Below are 21,552 nucleotides of genomic sequence, written 5' to 3' on the forward strand. Positions count from 1 at the left end.
TATAACAGGAGGCCTCTCCATGGATTTTCAAAATGACCAGCCGATCTATATCCAGATCGGAACCTTCATAAAAGAACAAATCATAAACGGAACCATAAAGCCCGGAGAGAAACTGCCTTCCGTGAGGGAATACGCAGTGCTTTTCGAGGTCTCCCCCCTCACGATCCACCGGACTATCCAGTATCTGGAGGCGGAGGGAATCATCGTGACCCGGAAGGGCATCGGCAGCTTTGTCCGACCTGATATACAGGAGAAGCTGTCGGAAGACATGGTAACTGGATTGATACAGGACTTTATAGGCCGCATGAGAAACTGCGGGCTGACAGATGACCAGATCAGAGCTGCGGTTTCACAGGAACTGGAGGGAGGCCCGAAATGAGGGCTGAGGATATGAGGGCTGAGGATATGAGGACTGAGGATATAAGGACTGAGGATATGAGGACTGAGGATATGAGAAAAGATGATATAAGAACTGAGGATATAACAGCGGCATCTACCTGTCTGCTGCGTTTGCAGGATGTCATTAAAAAACGAAATGGCTGGAGGGTCTTGGATCACGCCTCTGTCACGGTCCGGGAAAACCGGATTATCGGAGTCGTGGGTGACAACGGAATCGGAAAGTCCACGCTTTTAAAATTGATGGCTGGTCTGCTCCGGCCGGATGGCGGGCAGATCATCCGCGAGGAAGCACCCCCTTCCTACATTCTTTCAGGGAGTCACTTTTACGAATGGATGACCGCGGACGACTGTGCAGGCTTCTATCGGGATTTTTATCCCGACTTTGATCGGGAACGCGCCCTGATGCTGCTGGAGCAGTCGAAGATCGACCGCAGGACACGGCTCTGCCGCCTTTCCAGGGGAAACCAGGAACGGCTCTGCATGATTCTGGGGCTGTGCAGGAAAAGCCGCCTCTATCTTTTCGACGAGCCCTTTGATGGAATCGACCCGTATTTCAAGAAAGATATGAAGCGCTTCCTCCTGGAGAATATGGCAGACAACAGCTCCATCGTCATGGCGACTCATCTGCTGAAGGATCTGGAGTCTCTGTTCGATGAGGTCATATTCCTCGCTGACGGACGTGTCTGGCAGATGGAAACGGAAGAAATCAGAATGAGGCACCACAAATCCGTGGAACAGTATTATCTGGAGGAGATCAAACATGATTAGAGTATGGAAATCTATAAAATGGCAGCTTCAGGTAGTATTTTATGAGATACGGACAGCGGCGGCATTTTTCATCATTCTGAATGGGCTGCTTTTGATTCTCCCGCTTTCCGCCTGCCGTGTCATCGATAAAAAAGCGGGATTACTCGTCCTGCTCATCAGTATCTGTTACGCAGCTTCCCTGCTTTTGGGACTGTTTTACGGGATGAACCATATGCTGGAAAAGCCGGACGCCCGGCAGAATGAGCTCTGGCGCCTGGCCGAGCCCAATCCATGGCTGCGGATCTTCTCGCGTCTGACTGCGGTCGCGGCGGTCATGGCGTTTTCCCTTTTCAATGGGCAGGCCGGCACCATCCTGATGCAGAAATTCGCGGACGCAAACCATTCCTATTTCAGAATGCAGATGAAGGATGATATTCCCGGCGCTTTCCTGCAGTTCGCGCTGCTGCTTCCGCTCCTTTATCTCTTTTTGACACTGTCTTCCAGCAGGAGGCAGAACGGCCACGGAAAAGCCCTTACGCTGATCGCCGCACTGTTCATCGGCCAGATGGTAAGCGATGCGTTAAAGAGCCTCCCCCTCATAGCCGGTGTCCCGGCAGGAATTGCGCTTCTCTTCTTCCTGCTCTGGCAGTCCGGTAAGCTGGAGGAGGGGAGAGATGTGCCATAAAGTATAATGTTCGAAAAAGTCCCCGCCATTGGCGGGGATATCTCGTACTGCGGATCTGTTAGATTTTAAGGGTCCGGAACCGTTTACCAGATAAAAAAGGCTTTTCCCATTAATCTAAAAACAGCTTCCACAAAGAAGTAATCCGCATAGATTAAATCTGTGCTATTCTTGTCCCCATGGTACTCCACTTTTCCATCCCTGACAATGGAATCCCTGCCGATATCCCAGTCGCAGTGGGATTCGAATACGGCCCGCACCATAGCTTCCCCATGGCGGCGGTAAAGCGCCTGCTCTCCCTCCGGCAGCCAGTCCGCCAGCTCCATAAGACCGCAGGCCGCACAGAGTCCCGCCGATGTATCGATCAACGCCGGGCGCTCCGGCTGGCGAAAATCACAAAGCGGGATATTGCCGTTCAGTGCCACATTTGCTATAAAATAGTGGGCCGCCTGCTTCGCTGTCTCCAAATACCTCTCATCCTTCGTATAGCGGTAGCTCAGCACAAAGCCGTAGATGATCCACGACTGGCCTCTGGACCAGGCGGAATCCGCCGAATACCCTTGCCCAGGCAGAAGCCGTTCCAACTCTCCGGTGCAGGGATCCAGCGCGGCGATATGGCCGCACGATCCATCCCGTCTTACCAGCGTCCTGCGGACAGTGTCCGCATGCCTTACCGCTGCATTATAAAATCTGGGATCCTTCCATTGCTCACTGGCCCAGTAAAGCAGCGGCAGGTTCATCATGGAGTCCACAATAATCCAGCCGGTACAGTCCTCTCCCGGCTCGACGCATTCCGGGTTCCATGCACGGATAAAGCCTCCCCCGGGATTAAAGCGCCCTGCCAGGACGCTGGCCGCCATCAGCCCCCTGTCCCTGGATTTCGCCGATCCGGTCAAACGCCAGTCCGCCACCGCGCTGTGAAGCCACATGAATCCCACATCGTGATGCAGGCCGGTAAATCCATACAATGCCTGATCCAGCTTCTCCTCCGTCTCCGCGGCTGCCATCCGGTATTTTTCTTCCCCGGTGGCGTAGTACATCTGCCAAAGAATCCCCGGCCAGAAACCATTGGTCCACCAGTAAATATCTTTCTCGGCGTAATCCGTTACGTATCTGCCGTTCTCGGTCTGATAGGGAATGCGGCTGCCCCATCTGCCGCACTCTGCCGACAGCTTCTCCTTTATCCTCTCAAATGCCTCAGTTATCCAGGCTTCCATCTCTCTTCCTCCTTGCCGCCAAAAGTGCAATCTGAGCGGCGCTCATCTCCGGGACGCCCCTCTTTCTTCCACCTTTTTATATGTATCCATCATCAGCTCAAACTGAGCCTCTATGCAGGACTTCTGGCTTTTCTCCGGAATCTCATCCGACCTCTGTCTTGTCATACATAGCCACAAGATACGGGTAGTCCTCCTTATACTCGGTCAGAGGCTTCGGGTTCTCTGCATAGCCGATCGCGCGAACGTTCTTTCCGGCCGTATGAGTGAGTGCATCCCCGATGTCTTCCCGGCATCGCCGGATTTCCTTCATAATCGCTTCCACAATATCCGGATACTCGTCATACACATTATGGGTTTCGGAAGGATCCACGGCCAGATGGTAGAGTTCTCTTACTTCCACGCTGTCATCAACCCTGGGCTTCGGCACGGCGGAACTGTCCCGGGTAAGCTCCTCGTCGTCTCTGGATACCCGGGGCTTTGCCACATGAAGCTTCCACTCGCCCGCCCGGGCCGCCTCCAGTGTATTGTGAAGGTAATAAAAAAATACTTTTCGAGCCGATTTCTCTGTATTTCCCAGAATCAGGTCCGATAGGTCCTGGCCATCCAGAATCCGGTCTCCTGGCACCTCCCCGCCGGCAATCTTCGCAAGCGATGGAAGAAGATCCAGTGAACAGATCATCTCGCTGCTGACAGACGGTTTGATTTTCCCCTTCCAATGGGCGATAAACGGCACCCGCAGACCGCCTTCCCAGGTCTCTCCTTTGCCACCGCGCAGGATCCCGTTGCTCTCCCCAAAATCATTTCTCGAACCATTATCGGAGGTAAACAGGATTAGCGTGTTCTCATAGACACCATACTTTTTCAGCGCCTCCACAATCGCCCCCGTGGACCAGTCAACAGCCATGACGCAGGCGCCGTAATCCCCGTTTCTGGATTTTTTCACCAGGTGTTCCGGCGCATAGAGAGGCAAGTGTACGTGCAGATGCCCCAGATAGAGGAAAAAGGGATTCCTTCCGCTTTCCCGGATGAACTCAATGCTTTTCTCCGTGTAGCGTTCCGTCAGGGAGCGCTGGTCCGGCTGCTGTTCGATCACAACCGTTCCGTGGACCAGCGGAAGCGGCGGATAGTTCACATTTTTCTCCGAGATTGCCATGTCATTGCTGTACGGAAGTCCGTAGTAATCATCGAAGCCATGGCTGGTGGGAAGAAATTCTTTTTGATCGCCGCAGTGCCATTTTCCGATGTGCATAGTCCGGTAGCCCGCATTTTTTAACACGTCCGCCATGGTCACCTCATCGGGATGAAGCCCCATACAGTCTCCGGGGAACAGGACGATCTCCCCATGAAACGATCCAAAACCGATTCGTGGCGGATAACAGCCGGTCATCATAGCGCCTCTGGAGGGGGAACAGATCGCAGAAGCCATATAAAAATCGGTAAACCTTCGTCCTCCGGCTGCAAGGGCGTCCAGGCAGGGAGTGTCATTCTTCTCCGAGCCATAGCATCCTAAGTCTCCATAACCTAAATCATCACAATTAATCAGTACAATATTTGGCTGCATAACCAAATTCTCCTTTCCTGTCACAGGGAAGCTTCTGTCTCCATCAGAACGCTCCCGTAAGCCCCTGCATTTTCCCCAGAGCTTCTATAAAGTAAAAATCTCCGTAGATAACGGAGGTGTTGATGTAGCGCTTCTGAGCGTAGTTGACGGTCCCCATTCTCACGATTCCCTGGGTATCATCGCCAAAATCCGCGACATTTGTTATGATATTCTCAAGAATCTTCCCTGCACAACCCGTAAAATATTCTTTTTCCCGGTCTTCCTTTGTGAGCCCGGCAATCTCCAGCATCCCGCTGGCCGCCACACAAGCCGCCGTGGAATCCCTGGCATACCGGTCTTTCTCATCGGAGCAGAAATCCCAGTACGGAATCCCATCCTCCGGCAGGTTTTCGAAAAACCGTTTAGCCATCCGCTCTGCCGTCCGGAGATAACACGCCTCCCCGGTCTCACGGTAAGCAGCGGCAAAGCCATAGACCGCCCAGGCCTGCCCTCTCGACCAGGCCGAATCGGGACTCTTCCCCTGCCCCACAGCCGGCCCCCGATAAGCACCTGTGCCGGCATCAAATTCCACGATGTGAGGCACCGTCGCATCCTCTCTCACGAAATGCGCAAGAACCGTGTCAGTATGTGCGCGTGCAATCTGCGCATAGCGGGGATCGTTCAGTTCCCTGGACGCCCAATAGAGAAGCGGCAGGTTCATCAGGCAGTCAATAATGGCCAGTCCCTGGCTGTTCTCCCTGTTTTCCTCATTCCAGGCCCGGATGAAACGCCCATTTAAATTAAAACGGGAGGCCAGGATGGCGGCCGCCTTCAGCCCGCGCACTCTTGATTCTTCCCGGCCTGTCAGCCGATAATCGAGGACTGCGGTAGGCAGCCACATGAATCCCACATCGTGATGCAGCTTCGTAAATTCGTTCAGCGGCACGTCCTGGGCCTCCTCTATGGCACGGGCCAGTTCACGCAGCGGCTCCTTTTTCAGCGCCCGGTAGGCCAGCCAGAGCTGACCGCCCCAGAAGCCGCCGGTCCAGTAATCCGGCTCCTCCCGATTATACTCCCGCTCGCCGTCGGGGACAGCCTGGGGGAATGCCAGGCCAATCCGGCCACTGTTTCGTTCTACTTTAGCAGCAGCGTCATTGTATGCCTCTATAAAAATTTTATCTGTCATAACTAATCCCTGTTTTCTTTCTCCCTGTTCTTCTTAAACTGATACGGAGTAATTCCGTACTCCTCCTTAAATACCTTGATGAAATACTGGGCAGAGCTGTACCCAAGCTGTTCCGCAACCGCATTGATATTCAGTCCCCGGTCCATCAGTTCGATGGCTCTCCCCAGCTTCTGTTCCCTGATATATTCGGCATAGCCTTTCCCCATAATCTGCCGGAACATCCGACTGACCGCGTCCGGGCGCATGTGAAGCTCATCCGCCAGATACTCCAGAGACACATTTTCCAGATTTTCATCGATGATACGGATCATTTTATCCTTTAAATCAATACCTCCGGCATTTTTCTTCTGCTGTACATTTTTTAACAGGATCTCGCATATGTCGTTTCCCCATTGGTGAAACGTATCGATATCGCGAATCTGTTTGTAATGCTCCCGGATATCATAACCGAACACCACCCACATATCCATCTGGTACTGCTGGATCGTCTGATAAAACAGCGTCACCAGATCACGCAGCGTGGAGCTGCAGTAATCAATCGTATAGCCTCCGTTCTGGAACGAATAGATCAGGCCTTCCATGCGGATTTTAAAATCCAGAAAATCTTCATTTTTAATATCCTTTTCCATAAGTTCAAACAGCTTTAAATGGCTTCCCGTATTTTTTCGTTTGTCCGGCTTAAGCAGTTCATAGCTCAGATACTTTTCCTGCCGGTAGATATAGCGGTACCTTGAGGCTTCTGCCGCCGTCCTGTAGCTCCTGCTGACGCCATCTCCTCCCGCCGGGCAAGGCAGGCCTGCGGCGACATGGCAGTCGGTGAATATCTCATCTATTTCCTTTAAAAACTGTTCCGAATCTTCTTTTAAATACGTTCCATCACCCAAGAACACCGCCACCAGGTTATCGCTGTCCATGGTGGTAAAAAGTATATTGTAGCGTCTCTGACCAGGCTCGTACCTCTGCTGCAGGCTTTCAACGGACAGGCCTCCCGCCTCCCGCTCCGAAAGCTGGATCAGGAATATGCACACAGTATCACCCGACAGATACTCCTTTAAAAGCCCGGAATCCTTATCCCGCCTTTTGTTCAGAATTATAGAACGGATGGCTCCCTGAAATACCAGAGACTTGGAAGAATCGATCGACTTATGGAGACTGCTTATCTCCCTTGTCAGCACTCGCAGTGAGGCGTCAAAGCTTCTGTTATCCTGCCCTGCGTCAATTCCTGCCTGCCGTGACGCGTCCTGTACCCGTTTCCGGTATGCGGCGTGATTGGAATAAGAGATCATAATCAGAACCAGCAGGTTAAAGCCAATGGAGATTAAGTATCCCATAATAAATACACGCTTTGTGGCATTGTATTCCCGATAGAAGCTGTTGTCCGCGATCCGGTACAGATATCGAAGTCCCGTGTCCGGGGACACCGTGTGAAATACAGTAATCAGATCACCGCTGACATTTAAGGAAACGGGAGGCCCCTCTTCCTCGAAGGTTACCCCCTGTCTGCCTGCTTCCGCCATGACGGCCCCCGCCGACATCCGTTCCTCCGCATAGAGCAGGGTGTCATAGATCACCTCCCCGTCCTTTGCCATTACCGCCAGGGAGCCTTCCTGCTCCTGTATATATTCCCCAAAGGCAGACTGGGCGATATGAACCGCCATATAGATGGACTTTCCCTGCCATTTGGGCTGTGTTACCTTTGCTGCGTAGGTGATGACTGGTTCATCCACCGCGTAGGGAGCGGCCGGGCGTCTTATAAAGCCCCTGGTTATCCCCTGCTGCTCCATCTGAGAGAGCCACGGAATATAGTGTTTTTTCTTATCCTCTGTCTCTGGAAAATGAACCTTGCCAAAACCAGTTACCACGGTTCCCGTTCCCTCATAGTACAGATCCATACTCACCACGTAAGGGTGCTGCTTCTGAATCCGCCGCATCGCAGAAGCCAGAGCCGTGATCTTCGATGCGGAGCCGGTTATTTCATGCTCCTGGGGATATAACAGATCCCCATTCTCCTCAATCGCGGAAAAATAGAGCTGCGGGATATGGAGCACCGGCAGTATGATCTGCCGGTCCACATTTTTAAATGCCAGATCTGTCATCTGGCTGTTGTAGTTTAAAAAGCTTTTTAAGTAAGCGTTGTTGCTCATCCGGTGAAACACAAAATAATTGAAACAGGAGACTATGATGATACTGAATAAATTGAGCCATAAAATCACTACAAATACCGATGATGAAAATCGCTTTTCCTTTACAGCCCACTTATGTTTCATAGTCTCCTCCTCGTTAAAACCCGTCTATTTACTTCTGCTCAGCTAAAGTATAACACAATCCCTACCCTTTGACAGAGCCGACAATCATTCCCTTTACAAAATATTTCTGGAGGAATGGGTAGGTACACACGATCGGGATCAGGGACAGAACCAGCGCAGCCATTTTCATCGTCTCCGTGTGGACGACCACATCTATGGCAGTCTCCATGTCCGCCGTCTGGCCATTAGCCAGAATCGTCTGGAGCACATACTGGAGCACATAAAGGCTCTTTTTGGAGACATACAGCATATTGTCCATCCATGAATTCCAGTGCTGCACACAGTACCACAGCGAGATGGTCGCCATCACCGGTGTGGACAGCGGAAAATACACCTTAAACAGCACCTGCAGATTGGTGGCTCCATCGATCTTGGCTGATTCCTCCAGCGCCGGCGGAATGCCCATGAAGAAATTTCTCGTAATGATAAGCGCAAATCCAGTCATCAGGCAAGGCAGGATATACACCATAAAATGATTGGTCAGGTGGATATTCTTGATCAGCAGGTATTTGGGAATCATGCCGCCAGAGAAGTACATAGTAAATACCACAAACATCATCAGCCCTCTGCGGTACGGCAGATTCGTTTTTGCCAGAGGGTAGGCCGTCAAAACCGTAACCAGAACACCGGCCGCCGTACCGATCACAGTCCTCACGATTGTGACCAGATAGCTACGCCAGAAGTTGGGATCCGTGGAAATCTGTTCATACCCTGAAAAATCAAACTTTAATGGAATTAAGTGGAAGCCTGTGGCATTGACCACCGAGGCCGGACTCATGGAAATTGTGATTACCTGCATAAATGGAAGCAGGATTGAAACCATCAGAAACAGGGCAAATACGTATGCCACTCCATCTACCAGCCAGTCCTCTGCAGTTCTTTTCCGCTTCCTGTTCTTCTTATTCATAACCGGCCTCCTTACCACAATGCATAGTCGTTCGTCCTGCGCGCGACGTAGTTCGTCAGCATCACGAGAAGAAACGAGATAATATTTTTAAATAAGTCTACCGCCGTCGTAAAGCTGTACTGCATGTTCTGAATACCCATGCGGTATACAAAGGTCGAGATCACATCTCCTACCCCGTAGGTGGTTGGCGTTAAAAAGTTGTAGACCTGTTCAAAACTGTCATTTAAGATCTTTCCAGACTCCATGATCAGCATGACCGTCACGATCGGAACCAGGGCCGGAAAGGTGATGTGCAGAATTTTCCGGATCCTGCCCGCACCGTCCATCTCGGCCGCCTCATAGAGGGAGGGATCGATCGCCGTCACAGCCGCCAGATAGACGATGGAGCCCCAGCCGATGGACTTCCACATATCGGAAGCCACCAGCACGCCCCGGAAATACTTCGGTTCCGCCACAAAGAACACGGAATTGAATCCCAAATTCTGCAGAAGGATATTCACCGGTCCCCTGGAAGGCGATAAAAACTCAATGATGATGCCGGATACCACAACCCAGGAGATAAAATGCGGCAGATAAGAGACGGACTGGGCAATCTTTTTAAACCTTACGCTTTTAATCTCATTTAGAACCAGACACAGAAAGATAGGTGCCGGGAAACAGATTAATAATTTGTACACGCTGATAATCAGCGTATTTTTTAACACGGATATGAAAAACGGGTTGGAAAACAGGCTTTTAAAATGCTTGAGCCCCACAAACGCGCTCCCGCTGATTCCCTTTAACGGGTAGTAATCCTGAAATGCAATTACCAGCCCGTACATCGGCCCATAACAGAAGATTAAAAAGAACAGAAATCCCGGAATCAGCATGATGTAATACTCCCTGTACTGCATTAAATTCTTAAGCAGTCCTTTCTTCTTTCCGCCGGCCACACTCTTCGATGACGCCATCGCTTTACCTCCTGACATGCTGCTCTCCTATTTCTGCATGGAAGCCAGGTTCTCGGCATAGACCTTCTGAACCGCCTTCTCTGCTGCTTCTCCGCCGGCCTTCTTAAACGCTTCTACAAAGGTGTCAAAATAGTCCAGAGGCTTTTCGCCGGTAATGATGTCAAAATATGCCTGCTCGGTCAGAGTATCCAGGGTTGCCACGACATTGGAGAATTCCTCGGTTGCCGGAGTGTTGAAGCGGTAGTAGCCGTTTCCGGTAATACTCTTGCCAAACGCTGTTTTTTCCGGGTTCATTTCCTTTGCATAAAGGACCGTATCGTCGAAGTCCACCTGCAGTACTCCTTCCTTGCGCAGATCCGTGCCGTCGATCAGCCGGATTCTTCCGTGCTCAGTATTCTTAAAATGCTTTCCTTCCAGACCGTAGTTGGATAATTCCATAAAATCCGGATCAGAATAATAGGCATCCAGCATAGCCAGAAATGCATCTACCTTTCTTGGATCAGAAACAGCCTGAGTGGTCAGACAGGTCAGATGGCCCACCTTGGACCATGCCTCGGTACCGGATTTTCCTTCCGGACCGACAGGAGCCGGACCCGCCACAATGTTAGCCTCGGGATTCACTGCCTTCATTTCTTTCAGACAGATTCCCCAGTTATCCTGATCGCTGGTATCCTCGCTATATGCAAAATAATGGCGTGGCTGAGCGGAAGTCAGACCAATCTGCCCGTTCATAAATGGATGGGACAGCCAGCTGTAGCCTCCATGATTCTCACCTGTAATAAACTCCTTATCAATGATTCCTTTTTCATACCAGCGGTGCAGCACCTCCAGGGCCTGCTTGGCTTCCGGGCGGATATACGGGAAAAACGGGATATTATCTTCGCCCAGCTGCATCTCTTCCACAACAAATCCCGGAGTATTTCCGGTTACGCAGCGGAGTCCAAACGCTCCGAAGACCGCGCCAAATGAACGCTCCGCCATACCGGCAGTGTCTTTCTTTCCATTTCCGTCAGGGTCCTGTTCTACAAACGCAGTCAGTACCTCCTCATACTCTTCCAGTGTCTCTGGAACGTCTAATCCCAGCTTATCCAGCCAGTCCTTATTCCAGAACATGGCCATTGGGATCACGTTCATCGGATTTCCCACACCGTAGTTCTTTCCTTTATAAATCATAGTGCTCCAGAGGGAGCCGTCGTCGTTTGCATCCGCACACTTTGCAAAATTCGGCGCTTTTTCCCGGATCAGCTCAATGGGCAGCTCCCCTATAATGCCGCCCTCCACATAAGTAGCCAGCTGAGCGGGTGTATCAACCACCAGCGCGTCCGGCATCTCTCCGCCTGCAAACTTGACATTTAAATTCTGTTCAAAATTATTGGCATCTACATAGAAGCCTTTCATATCAATATTAAAACGGTCCTCAATCATTTTGACTACTCCGGCGTTATCATCTACCTCCGCTGAGGTGCGGCTGTATAAAAATGACATCTGTACCGGTTCTTCCTTACTGTCCCCCGCAGTGGTTCCCTCCTTCGCTGCTTCTGTGGTGCTTCCATTCTTAGTAGTTTCTGCTGCAGAACCCGTCTGCGCTGATTTATCGGAACCGCATCCGGCGAGAAGGCCTGCTGCCATCGCTGCTGTTAATGCAGCCGCCGTCCATCTTTTCCATCCTCTTTTCATCATTCTTGATCCTTTCTTGCTTTCTTAATTAGGTATTAAGCTCTGGTACCTCATACCGGTCCCGCCTGGCGCCTTTCTCATGAACGGGTTTTGTACGTCGTGTACCGTTAATGTGAGGATAGCACATCACCTCAGAACCGGCAATCCATAAAAAATTGCAAAATAACAATTTTTTGCAGGACCAAAAAACCGCTGTTTTTCTTGTCATTTTCTCTGAATCTTCCGTAAATGCAGGCATTTCTCCCCTGCATTTCCCTCTTCCACAACAAGAAACTATCATCCCCCAAGAATGTGACATTGAAGCTTTCGGCAGGCTTTTCTATACTGATTGTATTAAACACAGAGGAGGATTTTTTATGATCGCCATACCAACTATAGAAAAAGCAGTGAGTGATGAAGAGGTTTTTTCTGCATTCCGCCTTGAGACGCCGGAACTCTCACCCGTACGGCAGGCACTGGAATCCGGAGATAATGCACGGGCGAAAAAAGAGCTTGTACAATACTTCCAGGACCGCACCAATGTCCGGTATCTCTTTGACTACAGACAGGAGCCCTTACAGAAGATTGACATGGACCGGACTCCCTATTTCTTCCAGGCCTCTCTTGGCTTTGGCGGAAGCGTGAAGGATTTTACCCTGTTTGCAGGAAAAAAAATGATGCAGAACATCTATGTAAGACCGGGACGGGAACGGGCCGAAGTCGATCTGGGAAAACATTATGAAAATCTGCCCCATTTTTCCTTCCTGAATGATCAGGGAAAGACACACCGGACCCTTCACGATATCTTCGTCCGCGGACAATTTTTTGAATATTTAACCGTTCTCTACCATGAAACCGGAGACCGGGAGGTTCTTGATAAAATAGAAGAAGTACTTACCATGTTCTTCGAGCAATACGCCATTGAAATAGAAAACACGGCTCCTAATGCCAACAACTTCGTCTTCACCCAGGATCGTGATGTGATGAGCGTAGGCTGGCTGACTTTTTCCTATATCAGTCTCCTCTACACCCGGGTTCCTTACGAACTGCCTTATGAACTGGCCTTTGAACTCATCCGCCGGATCTGGTTTCTGGGCGTTCAGTTCAGGCGTTTCGATACCGATACTTATCGTGGATTTAACCATCATATGTGGGAACGCGGTCTGGTACCTTTCATGCTGGGAAGCCTGTTTCCGGAGATTCCCGCCTTTGCAGAGATGAAGAGCCGGGGGGCCAAAATCGTATGCCGCCATGTCAAAGAAGATTACAACGAATACGGCGGATACAATGAGCACTCCATCTCCTACTGGTCCGGTGCTTCGCTGGGTGAGATGATCTGCCGCGGCATCTATCTGGCACTGGTAAACAAAGAATCCCTTTTGGATCACGACGCCATGACCAGAATTGAAAATACCTTCCATATTCTCTCCGAAATCTGCCCGCCCGGCGCCTATTATCCCAGCCTCGGTGACAATGGCGGGGCCATGGTGAACCCGGTCCTTCAATTGGGAGTGGATGCCTGCGGCAGTGAGTGCTGCAAGGAGCTCTTAAACCTTCGAAAAGGCCTGTACAGTACTGATCCCGCCTCTCTCTCGCTGGATTACTGCAATGACAAAACAGGATTCGTATGCACCAGAAATTCCTTTAGCGAGACCGGAACCTATATCCTGATGTCCGCCAAAACCTCATGTGGAAATTCCGGTCATAACCATATGGATCTGCTCTCCCTGTTCCTCACCTTCCATGGACAGGAATTTATCGGAGAACCTCATGCCCGCCAGCTCTATCACAACATTCGGATGGGAAGCCCCATGAGAGGCTATCTCTACAACATGGGTTCCCACAACACGGTCCTGGCCTATGAGCGGCCGGTGCAGCCGGACGAGATGTACGCCAAATGGTACGGCGTCTACCGCCCCGATTCCCCGGTAAACGGCTTTTCTTCCTCAGAGGACGGTTGTTTTGCCAGCGCCTTCCACGACGCCTACACCAACTGCCGCCACCAGAGAAGCTTACTCTTCCACCGCCGAAAGGGCTTATTGGTCCGGGACACGATCGAGCGGGCTACCCGCCTTCCCAATCCCCATATCCAGCGGTGGAATCTCTTCCCGGATGTGACATTTTCACGGCCGGATGAAGGGTCTGTCCTCCTGGAAAAGAACGGTGTTCGGATTCTGGCAGTCTGGTCCGGCAATCCGGATATCCGGGTCTACAGAAACACAACCCTCTGCCCTGAATTTATCGCGGAAGAAGAGAAGCTCTCCACCATCATAGATGCCTGCTTCCGCGTTGCACCCGATGCCAAACCGGACGTGAACACCGTAAGCCAGGATGTCTGCTTTCTGGATGTCACAGATATGGTACTGAAGAAGGAAGCGGTCGAAGAGATTCGAAAGGAGATGGCGCGTATTCAGGACTTATCAGCTCTGGATTCCGCTTTATGTCAGTTTCCCGATACCAACACGTTATGTTGAAAGGCAGGTAAAGCATGAATTCTCTGTTCTCTAATAACAGTCCTCTCTGGAATATAACCAACAAGATTCTAAATTTCCTGTGGCTGAGCCTTCTGTGGTTTCTCTGCAGCCTTCCGGTTATTACCGTCGGTGCGTCCACAGCAGCCCTCTATCAGGTTATGTTAAAATACGTTCGAAACGAGGAAGGCTATCTGACCACCTCCTACTTCCGCGCCTTTCGCCGGAATTTCAGGCAGGCGACGGCAGTCTGGCTTCTGCTCTTGCCTGCCGGACTCCTTCTCACCATCAATTTCGTTCTTTATAACCGCCTGGAACAGGAAGGAACTGCCGGCTTTTTATTCATGATCCTGGGATTTGGCGTATCATTGTCCTTTGCATTTATGAATCTGTACGTCTACGCGGTTCTGGCGAAATTCCAGAATACCCTGTTCAGAATTATCACCAATTCCTGGATTATGGCACTTTACCACTGGCCTACCAGCGTACTGATGCTTGCGATCACACTGCTCATCCTGGCGTCTGGTTTCCTGATCTTCCCACCATTGCTGTTCTGCGCTCCGGCTGTGATCTGCTATCTGAATACGAAGCAGCTGACCCGTATTTTTGAAAAGTATACGGCAACCGCTTAATCTTAGAAAACTGAATATGCCTTTATACATAAAGAATCCCCCTGGTTCATTTATTTAGAACCAGGGGGATTCTTTGTTTCGCAATGACCTCTTATCCGCCATTCATTATTTAGTTATCTGGCGCCCATTTTACGCTCTGGTATCTCTTCTTAAGATCAATAGCCCCGCTCTACAGCGCCCTGTTATTCTTCCGATACTCCTTCGGCGACATCTGGTACCGCGCCTTAAAAATCCGATAGAAATAACTGGTATTGTCATATCCCACCGCCAGAGCCACATCCGCCACTGCCAGTCTCGTATTTAAAAGCAGGAACGCGGCCTGGTTCAGCCGTTTGATCTGCAAAAGTTCCTTGTACGTCCTTCCGGTCAGCCGTTTCACCATCCGGCTCAGCCAGTAGATATCGTATCCCAGCATGGAGGACAGCTCCGTCAGTTCTCCATCCCGGTAGTTCTCGTCGATATATCCCAGCACCTGGAAGATCAGCCTCTGATCGAAGCCCTCCCGGGTGTGGCTGATCTTATCTGTATAGTGCATCAGCTGAAGAAACAGGAGCCCCATGGTGACCTGGTTGATGCTCCGCTTATTAGGCTGGTCATTGAGCAGTGTCCAGACCATGTTTTCCACCAGATTCTGCACCGGGAGCACATCAGCCACCTTGAAATGCAGAAAGCTGGCGTACCGGGTGTCATTGCACAAGCAGCCCACCAGGAAATCCCGCAGCAGATTTTCCTCCTCCCCCATCATCTCAAAGGCAGTATCAAAAAACTCCGGCAAAATGATGAAGTTCACAGCGACATCTCCCTCTCCGGCAGGCAGAATCTCCTGGGTGGCATGCTGGTTTAAAAAGAGCAGCTCGCCGGTTCTTAAGATAACCGTCTCCCCGTCGATCATGTGGGTCGTCTCCCCCTTGCACATATAGATCACTTCAATGTAGTTGTGTTTGTGTTTCGGGAAGTGAACGAACCGGGTATGAGGCCGGATTCGGATCAGCTTGCCGTGCTCCAGCATCTTCCCGCTGTCAATATGGAAAGCCTCCCTCACCTCCGTTCGGCGGGAAGTAATAAGCTCATCGCCCTTTGTGTACCTTGTCCTGTCAATCTCTGTGCGCCCGTTTAAGATTTCCCGCTCTTCTTCCGTGATCACACTGAGACGTTCCAGCATTTCCTGATTCACTGCACCGCCCCTCTCTTCTCTAGTGCCTCCGGACTTAAATGCGTACTGCATAGTACGTATTTAGGTCCGGCGGTACTAGTATAACGTATTGTAAGTCCTTGTGTGGACAGCGGGTGCTATATGCACAAGGACTTATGATACGTTATACTAATGCTGCATTTTTCGCGGCTCATAGTTCTTCCGCTACTCTCCCCACTCAATCATATTCTTCCAGCGCACTTCCTCCATGGCATCGGCCTCCACCACATAGGCGTGGACATCGTCCGTATCGGCCATCAGCCGAAAGACAGGCGTTCCATCATCGGATGTATCGGAAATCCACCTTGCGTCCGGAACAATCACCCCATTTTCCACTGTCATGGTCCACGAAGTCGATTCCCCATCCCCGTTGACGCTGGTATAGGAGATCTCTCCCTCCATCAGGTCGTCTGCAAAGTTTCCTTTCTTCACCGTTTTTTTCGCCCCGTCTCCGGTCACGCCTTCATAGTAATCGTATCCGCACTCTCCGGCGCCGTCCATGACGCCATCCGTCCACGTACCGACGGAATAATCGTAGCGGACTCCCTCATCCAGCGTAATCGCCTGAAGGGCCACACACTGGCCAGACGGCTTACCGTCCTTAAAATCGCCGTAGAAGATGGTTCCCGCACGCTGAAACACGAGGCCGTGGCCATCCGCCTCGTCCTTCATCACGCCGCCGGTATGCGGATCAGCCCCCTGGGCGTCGACCTGCGAGGAATACAGACACGTCTCATCCGCCAGCTTTCCAAAAAATAAATCCTGAAATGCCGTATCATTTTCGTTCAGTACTCTCGCAGCGCCCTCCAAATCATTGGCGTGCATCTTCCCCTCCAGCAGATTTAAAAGCTGCTCCTCTGTATAAGTGAGCGAAATCTCGTGAACCGCAGTCTCTTCCATCTTCGATTCCTCGATGGATTCCTGTACCTCTTTGCTGGCAATCTCACTTTCGACCTGATGGATGGATTCCTCCATGCTGGCCTTTAAGTAACCGGATATCCGGACATTTCCAAGAATGCTTAAAACAAGCAGCAACACCGCAATTACGGCGGCAACTCCGGCGGTCCTGAGCGGAAAGTCCCTATTATTCTTCATATATTACTCCTCCTGTTCTCCATCTGATGACCAGGCTGTCTTAAGCAGCCGGATTCCCTCTTTAATCGCATCTTCACTGAGCATCGCATACCCCAGGATTACAGTAGGCACCACCACGGCCTTCCCCTCCCTGATCAGATAGGAAGACAGGCCGTAAACCTTTACCCCCGCCTGTTTCGCAGACTCTACCAGCCACTCCTCCGTCCGGTTTTTCTTATCCGTCAGAAGCAGATGGAGGCCTGCATACTCTCCTTTTATCGTAAATTGTTTTTCAAATGGCTTCAGCGCCCCAATCAGCGTATCGTGCTTCGCCTTGTACACGGCCCGCATCCGGTTTAAATGGCGCTCATAATAGCCGCCCATCATAAACTGGTACAGGATATTCTGGTCGATTCTCGAAACCGTGGATGTATAAAAATTCACCCGCTCCCGGTAGACCGCCAGCAGCGGTTTCGGCAGCACAAGATAGCTGACACGGATAGCCGGCGCTACGGACTTTGAAAATGTTCCGCTGTAAATAACCCGTTCCCTTCCATCCATTCCCTGCAGGGCCGGAATCGGTTTTCCCTTATAGCGGAACTCACTGTCGTAATCATCCTCAATCAGATAACGTCCCTCTTTTTTGCAGGCCCAGGAGAGCAGCTCCTGCCGCCGTTTTACCGGCATCACGATTCCGGTCGGATACTGGTGAGACGGCATCACATAGGCGATATCTGCCCCGCTTCTCTCGAGCAGGGAAGTCTCCAGACCGGAGCCATCCATCTCCACGGGCACTACCGGATATCCCAGGCTCTTAAAGACGCGGTACGCCTGCTTGTATGTGGGATTTTCCATGGCTATGGTATGATCCGGCCCCAGAATACGGGAAAGCAGCATCAATAAGTATTCCGTTCCTGCACCGACAACGATCTGTTCCGCAGTGCAGTTCACGCCTCTGGCCGAATGGAGATAGCCCCGGATCGCCTCACGGAATGCCGGCTCCCCCTGGGGATCTCCGGTCGCAAACATCTCCTTGTTGTCGTCCACCAGCGTAGTCTTCGTGATCTTTCTCCATGTATTAAAGGGAAAACTGTCCAGATCGACGCCGCGCGGTGAGAAATCCACCTTGTATTCCGCCTCTCCGGCCGCCGCCGGGTGACTGTCCCCCGGTACTTCCCACGGATACATGCCGAAAAACAGGTTTTCTCCCCCGTTCTCCTGCCCCGTAACCACCAGCTCCTCGATACGCGACACAAAGTATCCTTTGCACGGTACCGATTCGATATACCCTTCCGACAGCAGCTGCTCATAGGCCATCTGCGTCGTGCTCCTGCTGACCTTTAAATGCTCCGCCAGAAGGCGGGTCGAGGGAATACGGGCGGAGGACTTTAAATTCCCCTTTTTAATCTCTTCTCTGATATATTCGTATATCTGTTCATAATAAGGCATCTCTGAATGGCTGTCCAGAGGGATCATCAGTTCCACGTCTCCGCCTCCTTAAGACTGGTGTGCGGACCCAATGGCCAAACACACGCCAGCGTACTGGTAAAGCATATCGCAGGTATAAAAAGTGCCGCGGGATCAGGTTCTTCCAGCCCGTCACCGCAGAACGGTCCGGCCAGGTCAAACATTATATCCCCCGCGGCATTTCTAATTGCCTGTTTATCAAAATGGTATCAAACAGCGAAACCTTTATTTCGCAATCTTAAAGGAACTCTTTAAGGACACGATCCGGTTAAATACCAGATGCTCCGGAGTGCTGTCCTTGCAGTCGGCACAGAAAAAGCCATTTCTCACAAACTGGTAGCTGTCGTACGGCTTCGCCTCGGCCAGCGCCGGTTCCACATAGCAGTTCTTTATAATGGTAAGAGAATTCGGATTCAGGTTCAGGCTTCCGTCCTCATTTAACTTGCCCTTTTCCTCATCCACGATGTTCTCATAGAGACGGCACTCTACTGTAACGGCAGTCCTGGCGGCTACCCAGTGAATGGTTCCCTTTACCTTTCTGGCTGTGAATCCGGAACCGCTCTTCGTCTCCGGGTCGTACGTACAGTGAACCACGGTTACATTACCGTTCTCATCCTTCTCGCATCCGGTACAGGTCACGAAATAGGCGTTCATCAGACGGACCTCGTTGCCCGGGAACAGACGGAAATACTTCTTAACCGGCTCTTCCATGAAATCTTCCCGCTCGATGTAGAGTTCTTTTCCAAAGGGCAGTTTTCTCTCTCCCAGCTCCGGATTCTCTAAATTGTTAGGAGCATCAAGATATTCTATCGTGTCATCCGGATAATTATCGATTACCAGCTTCACCGGATCTAAAATAGCCATCATTCTCGGCTTCTTCAGCTTTAAGTCCTCGCGGATACAGTATTCCAGCATGGCGTAATCCACGGAGCTGTTCGCCTTAGACACACCTACCAGATCCACAAACATGCGGATGGCTTCCGGCGTATAGCCTCTTCTTCTCAGAGCGGCGATGGATACGAGACGCGGGTCATCCCAGCCGTCCACTATCCTGTCTTCCACCAGCTTCTTGATATAGCGCTTGCCGGTAACCACATTCGTCAAGTACAGCTTGGCAAACTCAATCTGGCGGGGCGGGTTCTCAAATTCACATTCTCTCACTACCCAGTCATACAGCGGTCTGTGGTCCTCAAATTCCAGCGTACAGATCGAATGTGTGATATGCTCAACCGCATCCTCGATCGGATGGGCAAAATCATACATCGGATAGATGCACCACTTATCGCCTGTGTTGTGATGACTCATACGGGCCACCCGGTAGATAACCGGATCACGCATGTTGATATTCGGGGAAGCCATATCGATCTTGGCGCGGAGCACCTTCTCTCCGTCCTGATACTTTCCTTCCTTCATCTCCTCAAAGAGCTTTAAGTTCTCTTCAATGCTCCGGTTCCGGTAAGGGCTTTCCTTACCCGGTGTCTTAAAATCGCCCCGGTATTCGCGAATCTCCTCCGCGGTTAAATCACAGACAAATGCTTTGCCCTTCTTGATTAAGAAGACCGCGCACTCATACATCTGCTCGAAGTAATTGGAGGCAAAAAACAGCCTGTCCTCAAAATCAGCGCCCAGCCACTTCACATCCTCGATAATGGACTCCACGAATTCCGTCTTCTCTTTCGTCGGATTCGTATCATCAAAACGAAGGTTAAACTTTCCGCCATACTTCTTAGCCAGTCCATCGTTTAAAAGAATGGACTTTGCATGTCCGATATGCAGATATCCATTAGGTTCCGGTGGGAATCTGGTCTGAACGTGATTATAAACGCCCTCTGCCAGATCCTTATCTATCTCCTGCTCGATAAAGTTTTTAGAAACAACCTCTTCTTTTTCCGCAGTTTCTAATACTTCTCTGTTTTCTTCCATCTTGTTTCCTCCATATAAATAGTCCCAATAATATGGTATCATATCATATTTGGGAGAAATAGGAAAGGGGGAATGAGAATTTTGTGGGGGGTACGCCCCAGTGATTGCGGAGAGGGCGAGGAGGCCGGGGAGGAGGAGCGTACAGCTTCTTGTTTCCTCGGTGGCAGGAACTAAAGCGGGAAGGCAGGAAAAATGGGCGGATCGGGCAAACTACGGAAGAAATCCTGAAGGATTTTTCCTCCGTGTGCCCTCGAAAGTCGGCTTGGAGGCCAACTTTCGCCACCCATTTTTCCTGCCTTCCCGCTTAAGTTCCTGCGAACCTCGGAAAAGGAAGCTGTACACTCCTCCTCCCCGGCCTCCTCGCCCTCTCCGCAATCACTGGGGCTGTGTACTGGCTTTATATGGGAGAAAGGCTGCAGCGTGTTCTACTGCCTCTAATCAATAGCGGGCGGCAGCGTCCCATTCTGATTTGCGGGAGTCGTATTGGTCGTTTAACCAGTTTACGACGGATTCTCTGCCTTCTTCGGTAAAGGGGAAGGTGTTCTTTACCTTGTTCTCGTCCGGGGTTGCTTCGAAACAGTAGGGTTCCGGGTAGACGACTGCCTCGAACTGGTCATCGGCTTTTACTACGCGGTAACGCATTCCCTTAAAGCTGCCTGTGTAGGCCTCTTTCTTGAAGAAGGCCATCGGCACAAATGTTTCCTTTTTTAATGCTCCCATACGTTAAATGCCCCCGCTTTCTTCTTCATTTCGCAGATTATCGTAAATTCTGGAGACCAGGGAGATGATCGTATCCATCTCTTCATCGGAAATGCCTTCCATCATCTCTTCCTCCAGTCCCTCGAAGGTCTCTTTTACCTTTACCGCCATCTTCTTCCCAGCCTCTGTCAGGGAAATTAAGAAGGAACGACGGCACTGCGGATTGTCGTTTCTGATAATATATCCCATGGCTTCCAGACGGTCCAGCGCACGTGACAGCGTGGCCGGCTCGATACAGCACGCCTCTGCAAGCTCTTTCTGTGTGATTTTATCTTTGATGAACAGCTGGCTTAACACCCTGGGCTGTCCCGCGATCAGCCCCATATCGGTCCATACCGGATGGATCCGCCTCTTCCTGGCCATCTCGGTACGGAACATTAAGTCCCTGACCTCCTGCTTTCGGTCCATTTTCTCTGTTACCGCCTTTCTTATCGATCACAATCC

At 51.0% G+C, this 21,552-nt stretch carries 18 protein-coding genes; 5 read left to right on the plus strand and 13 right to left on the minus strand.

Annotated elements, in window-relative coordinates; genetic code table 11:
- The first annotated feature begins 19 nt into the window (after positions 1-19).
- The 3 genes from H8S80_RS13900 (at position 20) to H8S80_RS13910 (ending at position 1,831) form a co-directional block, all read left to right on the plus strand.
- Positions 20-379 carry a GntR family transcriptional regulator gene (locus H8S80_RS13900; protein WP_025529957.1) on the plus strand — a complete coding sequence of 120 codons (360 nt, stop codon included), beginning with the start codon at positions 20-22 and terminating at the stop codon, positions 377-379.
- A 71-nt stretch (positions 380-450) separates the two neighbouring features.
- The gene (locus H8S80_RS13905) at positions 451-1,167 is read left to right on the plus strand and encodes an ATP-binding cassette domain-containing protein (RefSeq protein ID WP_063828863.1); all 717 of its coding nucleotides are present in this window, start codon (positions 451-453) and stop codon (positions 1,165-1,167) included.
- Positions 1,160-1,831 (plus strand): hypothetical protein, encoded by a 672-nt coding sequence (locus tag H8S80_RS13910; RefSeq protein WP_117632070.1) that lies wholly within the window; start codon positions 1,160-1,162, stop codon positions 1,829-1,831. The genes H8S80_RS13905 and H8S80_RS13910 overlap by 8 nt, the downstream gene beginning before the upstream one ends.
- 83 nt (positions 1,832-1,914) lie before the next feature.
- Here H8S80_RS13910 and H8S80_RS13915 read toward each other — a convergent pair whose 3' ends face one another.
- The 7 genes from H8S80_RS13915 to H8S80_RS13945 all read right to left on the minus strand — a co-directional run bounded on the left by H8S80_RS13915 (position 1,915) and on the right by H8S80_RS13945 (position 11,614).
- Positions 1,915-3,045: a glycoside hydrolase family 88 protein gene (locus H8S80_RS13915; RefSeq protein ID WP_117632068.1), complete on the minus strand. Its 1,131-nt coding sequence runs from the start codon at positions 3,043-3,045 to the stop codon at positions 1,915-1,917.
- A 142-nt stretch (positions 3,046-3,187) separates the two neighbouring features.
- On the minus strand, positions 3,188-4,606 hold the full coding sequence (locus H8S80_RS13920) for a sulfatase-like hydrolase/transferase (protein WP_117632066.1): 1,419 nt from the start codon (positions 4,604-4,606) through the stop codon (positions 3,188-3,190).
- 43 nt (positions 4,607-4,649) lie between these two features.
- The gene (locus H8S80_RS13925; RefSeq protein WP_117632064.1) at positions 4,650-5,771 is read right to left on the minus strand and encodes a glycoside hydrolase family 88 protein; all 1,122 of its coding nucleotides are present in this window, start codon (positions 5,769-5,771) and stop codon (positions 4,650-4,652) included.
- A gap of 2 nt (positions 5,772-5,773) precedes the next feature.
- Complete coding sequence (locus tag H8S80_RS13930; RefSeq protein ID WP_117632062.1) at positions 5,774-8,038, minus strand: helix-turn-helix domain-containing protein; 2,265 nt, start codon at positions 8,036-8,038, stop codon at positions 5,774-5,776.
- 61 nt (positions 8,039-8,099) lie between these two features.
- Complete coding sequence (locus H8S80_RS13935; RefSeq protein ID WP_117632060.1) at positions 8,100-8,984, minus strand: carbohydrate ABC transporter permease; 885 nt, start codon at positions 8,982-8,984, stop codon at positions 8,100-8,102.
- Positions 8,985-8,995: 11 nt separating this feature from the next.
- Positions 8,996-9,952, minus strand: coding sequence for an ABC transporter permease (locus H8S80_RS13940; RefSeq protein WP_207662633.1), 957 nt, complete (start codon positions 9,950-9,952; stop codon positions 8,996-8,998).
- 9 nt (positions 9,953-9,961) lie between these two features.
- Positions 9,962-11,614, minus strand: coding sequence for an extracellular solute-binding protein (locus H8S80_RS13945; RefSeq protein ID WP_117632055.1), 1,653 nt, complete (start codon positions 11,612-11,614; stop codon positions 9,962-9,964).
- A gap of 353 nt (positions 11,615-11,967) precedes the next feature.
- Between H8S80_RS13945 and H8S80_RS13950 the strand changes: the two genes are divergently transcribed.
- On the plus strand, positions 11,968-14,064 hold the full coding sequence (locus H8S80_RS13950) for a heparinase II/III domain-containing protein (RefSeq protein WP_117632053.1): 2,097 nt from the start codon (positions 11,968-11,970) through the stop codon (positions 14,062-14,064).
- Between the two features lie 14 nt (positions 14,065-14,078).
- Positions 14,079-14,693: a YesL family protein gene (locus tag H8S80_RS13955; RefSeq protein WP_117632051.1), complete on the plus strand. Its 615-nt coding sequence runs from the start codon at positions 14,079-14,081 to the stop codon at positions 14,691-14,693.
- 169 nt (positions 14,694-14,862) lie between these two features.
- Here H8S80_RS13955 and H8S80_RS13960 read toward each other — a convergent pair whose 3' ends face one another.
- From H8S80_RS13960 to H8S80_RS13985, 6 genes are all read right to left on the minus strand, one after another.
- Positions 14,863-15,867 carry an AraC family transcriptional regulator gene (locus H8S80_RS13960; RefSeq protein ID WP_029466814.1) on the minus strand — a complete coding sequence of 335 codons (1,005 nt, stop codon included), beginning with the start codon at positions 15,865-15,867 and terminating at the stop codon, positions 14,863-14,865.
- A gap of 183 nt (positions 15,868-16,050) precedes the next feature.
- A complete protein-coding gene (locus H8S80_RS13965) occupies positions 16,051-16,980 on the minus strand; it encodes an MORN repeat-containing protein (protein ID WP_002602626.1) in 930 nt (309 codons plus the stop codon).
- A gap of 3 nt (positions 16,981-16,983) precedes the next feature.
- Complete coding sequence (gene pdxR, locus H8S80_RS13970; RefSeq protein WP_117632049.1) at positions 16,984-18,444, minus strand: MocR-like pyridoxine biosynthesis transcription factor PdxR; 1,461 nt, start codon at positions 18,442-18,444, stop codon at positions 16,984-16,986.
- Between the two features lie 207 nt (positions 18,445-18,651).
- Positions 18,652-20,349: a glutamine--tRNA ligase/YqeY domain fusion protein gene (locus H8S80_RS13975; protein ID WP_002602623.1), complete on the minus strand. Its 1,698-nt coding sequence runs from the start codon at positions 20,347-20,349 to the stop codon at positions 18,652-18,654.
- A 438-nt stretch (positions 20,350-20,787) separates the two neighbouring features.
- A complete protein-coding gene (locus H8S80_RS13980; protein ID WP_117632047.1) occupies positions 20,788-21,069 on the minus strand; it encodes a GNAT family acetyltransferase in 282 nt (93 codons plus the stop codon).
- Positions 21,070-21,072: 3 nt separating this feature from the next.
- Positions 21,073-21,516 carry a MarR family winged helix-turn-helix transcriptional regulator gene (locus H8S80_RS13985; RefSeq protein ID WP_002602621.1) on the minus strand — a complete coding sequence of 148 codons (444 nt, stop codon included), beginning with the start codon at positions 21,514-21,516 and terminating at the stop codon, positions 21,073-21,075.
- Positions 21,517-21,552: the final 36 nt, after the last annotated feature.

Source organism: Hungatella sp. L36, assembly GCF_014288035.1.

Excerpts from the sequence above, each read along its gene's own strand:
- H8S80_RS13905 (WP_063828863.1), top strand. The coding sequence starts at position 451 with ATGAGAAAAGATGATATAAGAACTGAGGATATAACAGCGGCATCTACC.
- H8S80_RS13975 (WP_002602623.1), bottom strand. The coding sequence starts at position 20,349 with ATGGAAGAAAACAGAGAAGTATTAGAAACTGCGGAAAAAGAAGAGGTT.
- H8S80_RS13920 (WP_117632066.1), bottom strand. The coding sequence starts at position 4,606 with ATGCAGCCAAATATTGTACTGATTAATTGTGATGATTTAGGTTATGGA.
- H8S80_RS13930 (WP_117632062.1), bottom strand. The coding sequence starts at position 8,038 with ATGAAACATAAGTGGGCTGTAAAGGAAAAGCGATTTTCATCATCGGTA.
- H8S80_RS13950 (WP_117632053.1), top strand. The coding sequence starts at position 11,968 with ATGATCGCCATACCAACTATAGAAAAAGCAGTGAGTGATGAAGAGGTT.
- H8S80_RS13915 (WP_117632068.1), bottom strand. The coding sequence starts at position 3,045 with ATGGAAGCCTGGATAACTGAGGCATTTGAGAGGATAAAGGAGAAGCTG.
- H8S80_RS13935 (WP_117632060.1), bottom strand. The coding sequence starts at position 8,984 with ATGAATAAGAAGAACAGGAAGCGGAAAAGAACTGCAGAGGACTGGCTG.
- H8S80_RS13955 (WP_117632051.1), top strand. The coding sequence starts at position 14,079 with ATGAATTCTCTGTTCTCTAATAACAGTCCTCTCTGGAATATAACCAAC.
- H8S80_RS13900 (WP_025529957.1), top strand. The coding sequence starts at position 20 with ATGGATTTTCAAAATGACCAGCCGATCTATATCCAGATCGGAACCTTC.
- H8S80_RS13980 (WP_117632047.1), bottom strand. The coding sequence starts at position 21,069 with ATGGGAGCATTAAAAAAGGAAACATTTGTGCCGATGGCCTTCTTCAAG.
- H8S80_RS13910 (WP_117632070.1), top strand. The coding sequence starts at position 1,160 with ATGATTAGAGTATGGAAATCTATAAAATGGCAGCTTCAGGTAGTATTT.
- H8S80_RS13965 (WP_002602626.1), bottom strand. The coding sequence starts at position 16,980 with ATGAAGAATAATAGGGACTTTCCGCTCAGGACCGCCGGAGTTGCCGCC.
- H8S80_RS13925 (WP_117632064.1), bottom strand. The coding sequence starts at position 5,771 with ATGACAGATAAAATTTTTATAGAGGCATACAATGACGCTGCTGCTAAA.
- H8S80_RS13940 (WP_207662633.1), bottom strand. The coding sequence starts at position 9,952 with ATGTCAGGAGGTAAAGCGATGGCGTCATCGAAGAGTGTGGCCGGCGGA.
- H8S80_RS13945 (WP_117632055.1), bottom strand. The coding sequence starts at position 11,614 with ATGATGAAAAGAGGATGGAAAAGATGGACGGCGGCTGCATTAACAGCA.
- H8S80_RS13985 (WP_002602621.1), bottom strand. The coding sequence starts at position 21,516 with ATGGACCGAAAGCAGGAGGTCAGGGACTTAATGTTCCGTACCGAGATG.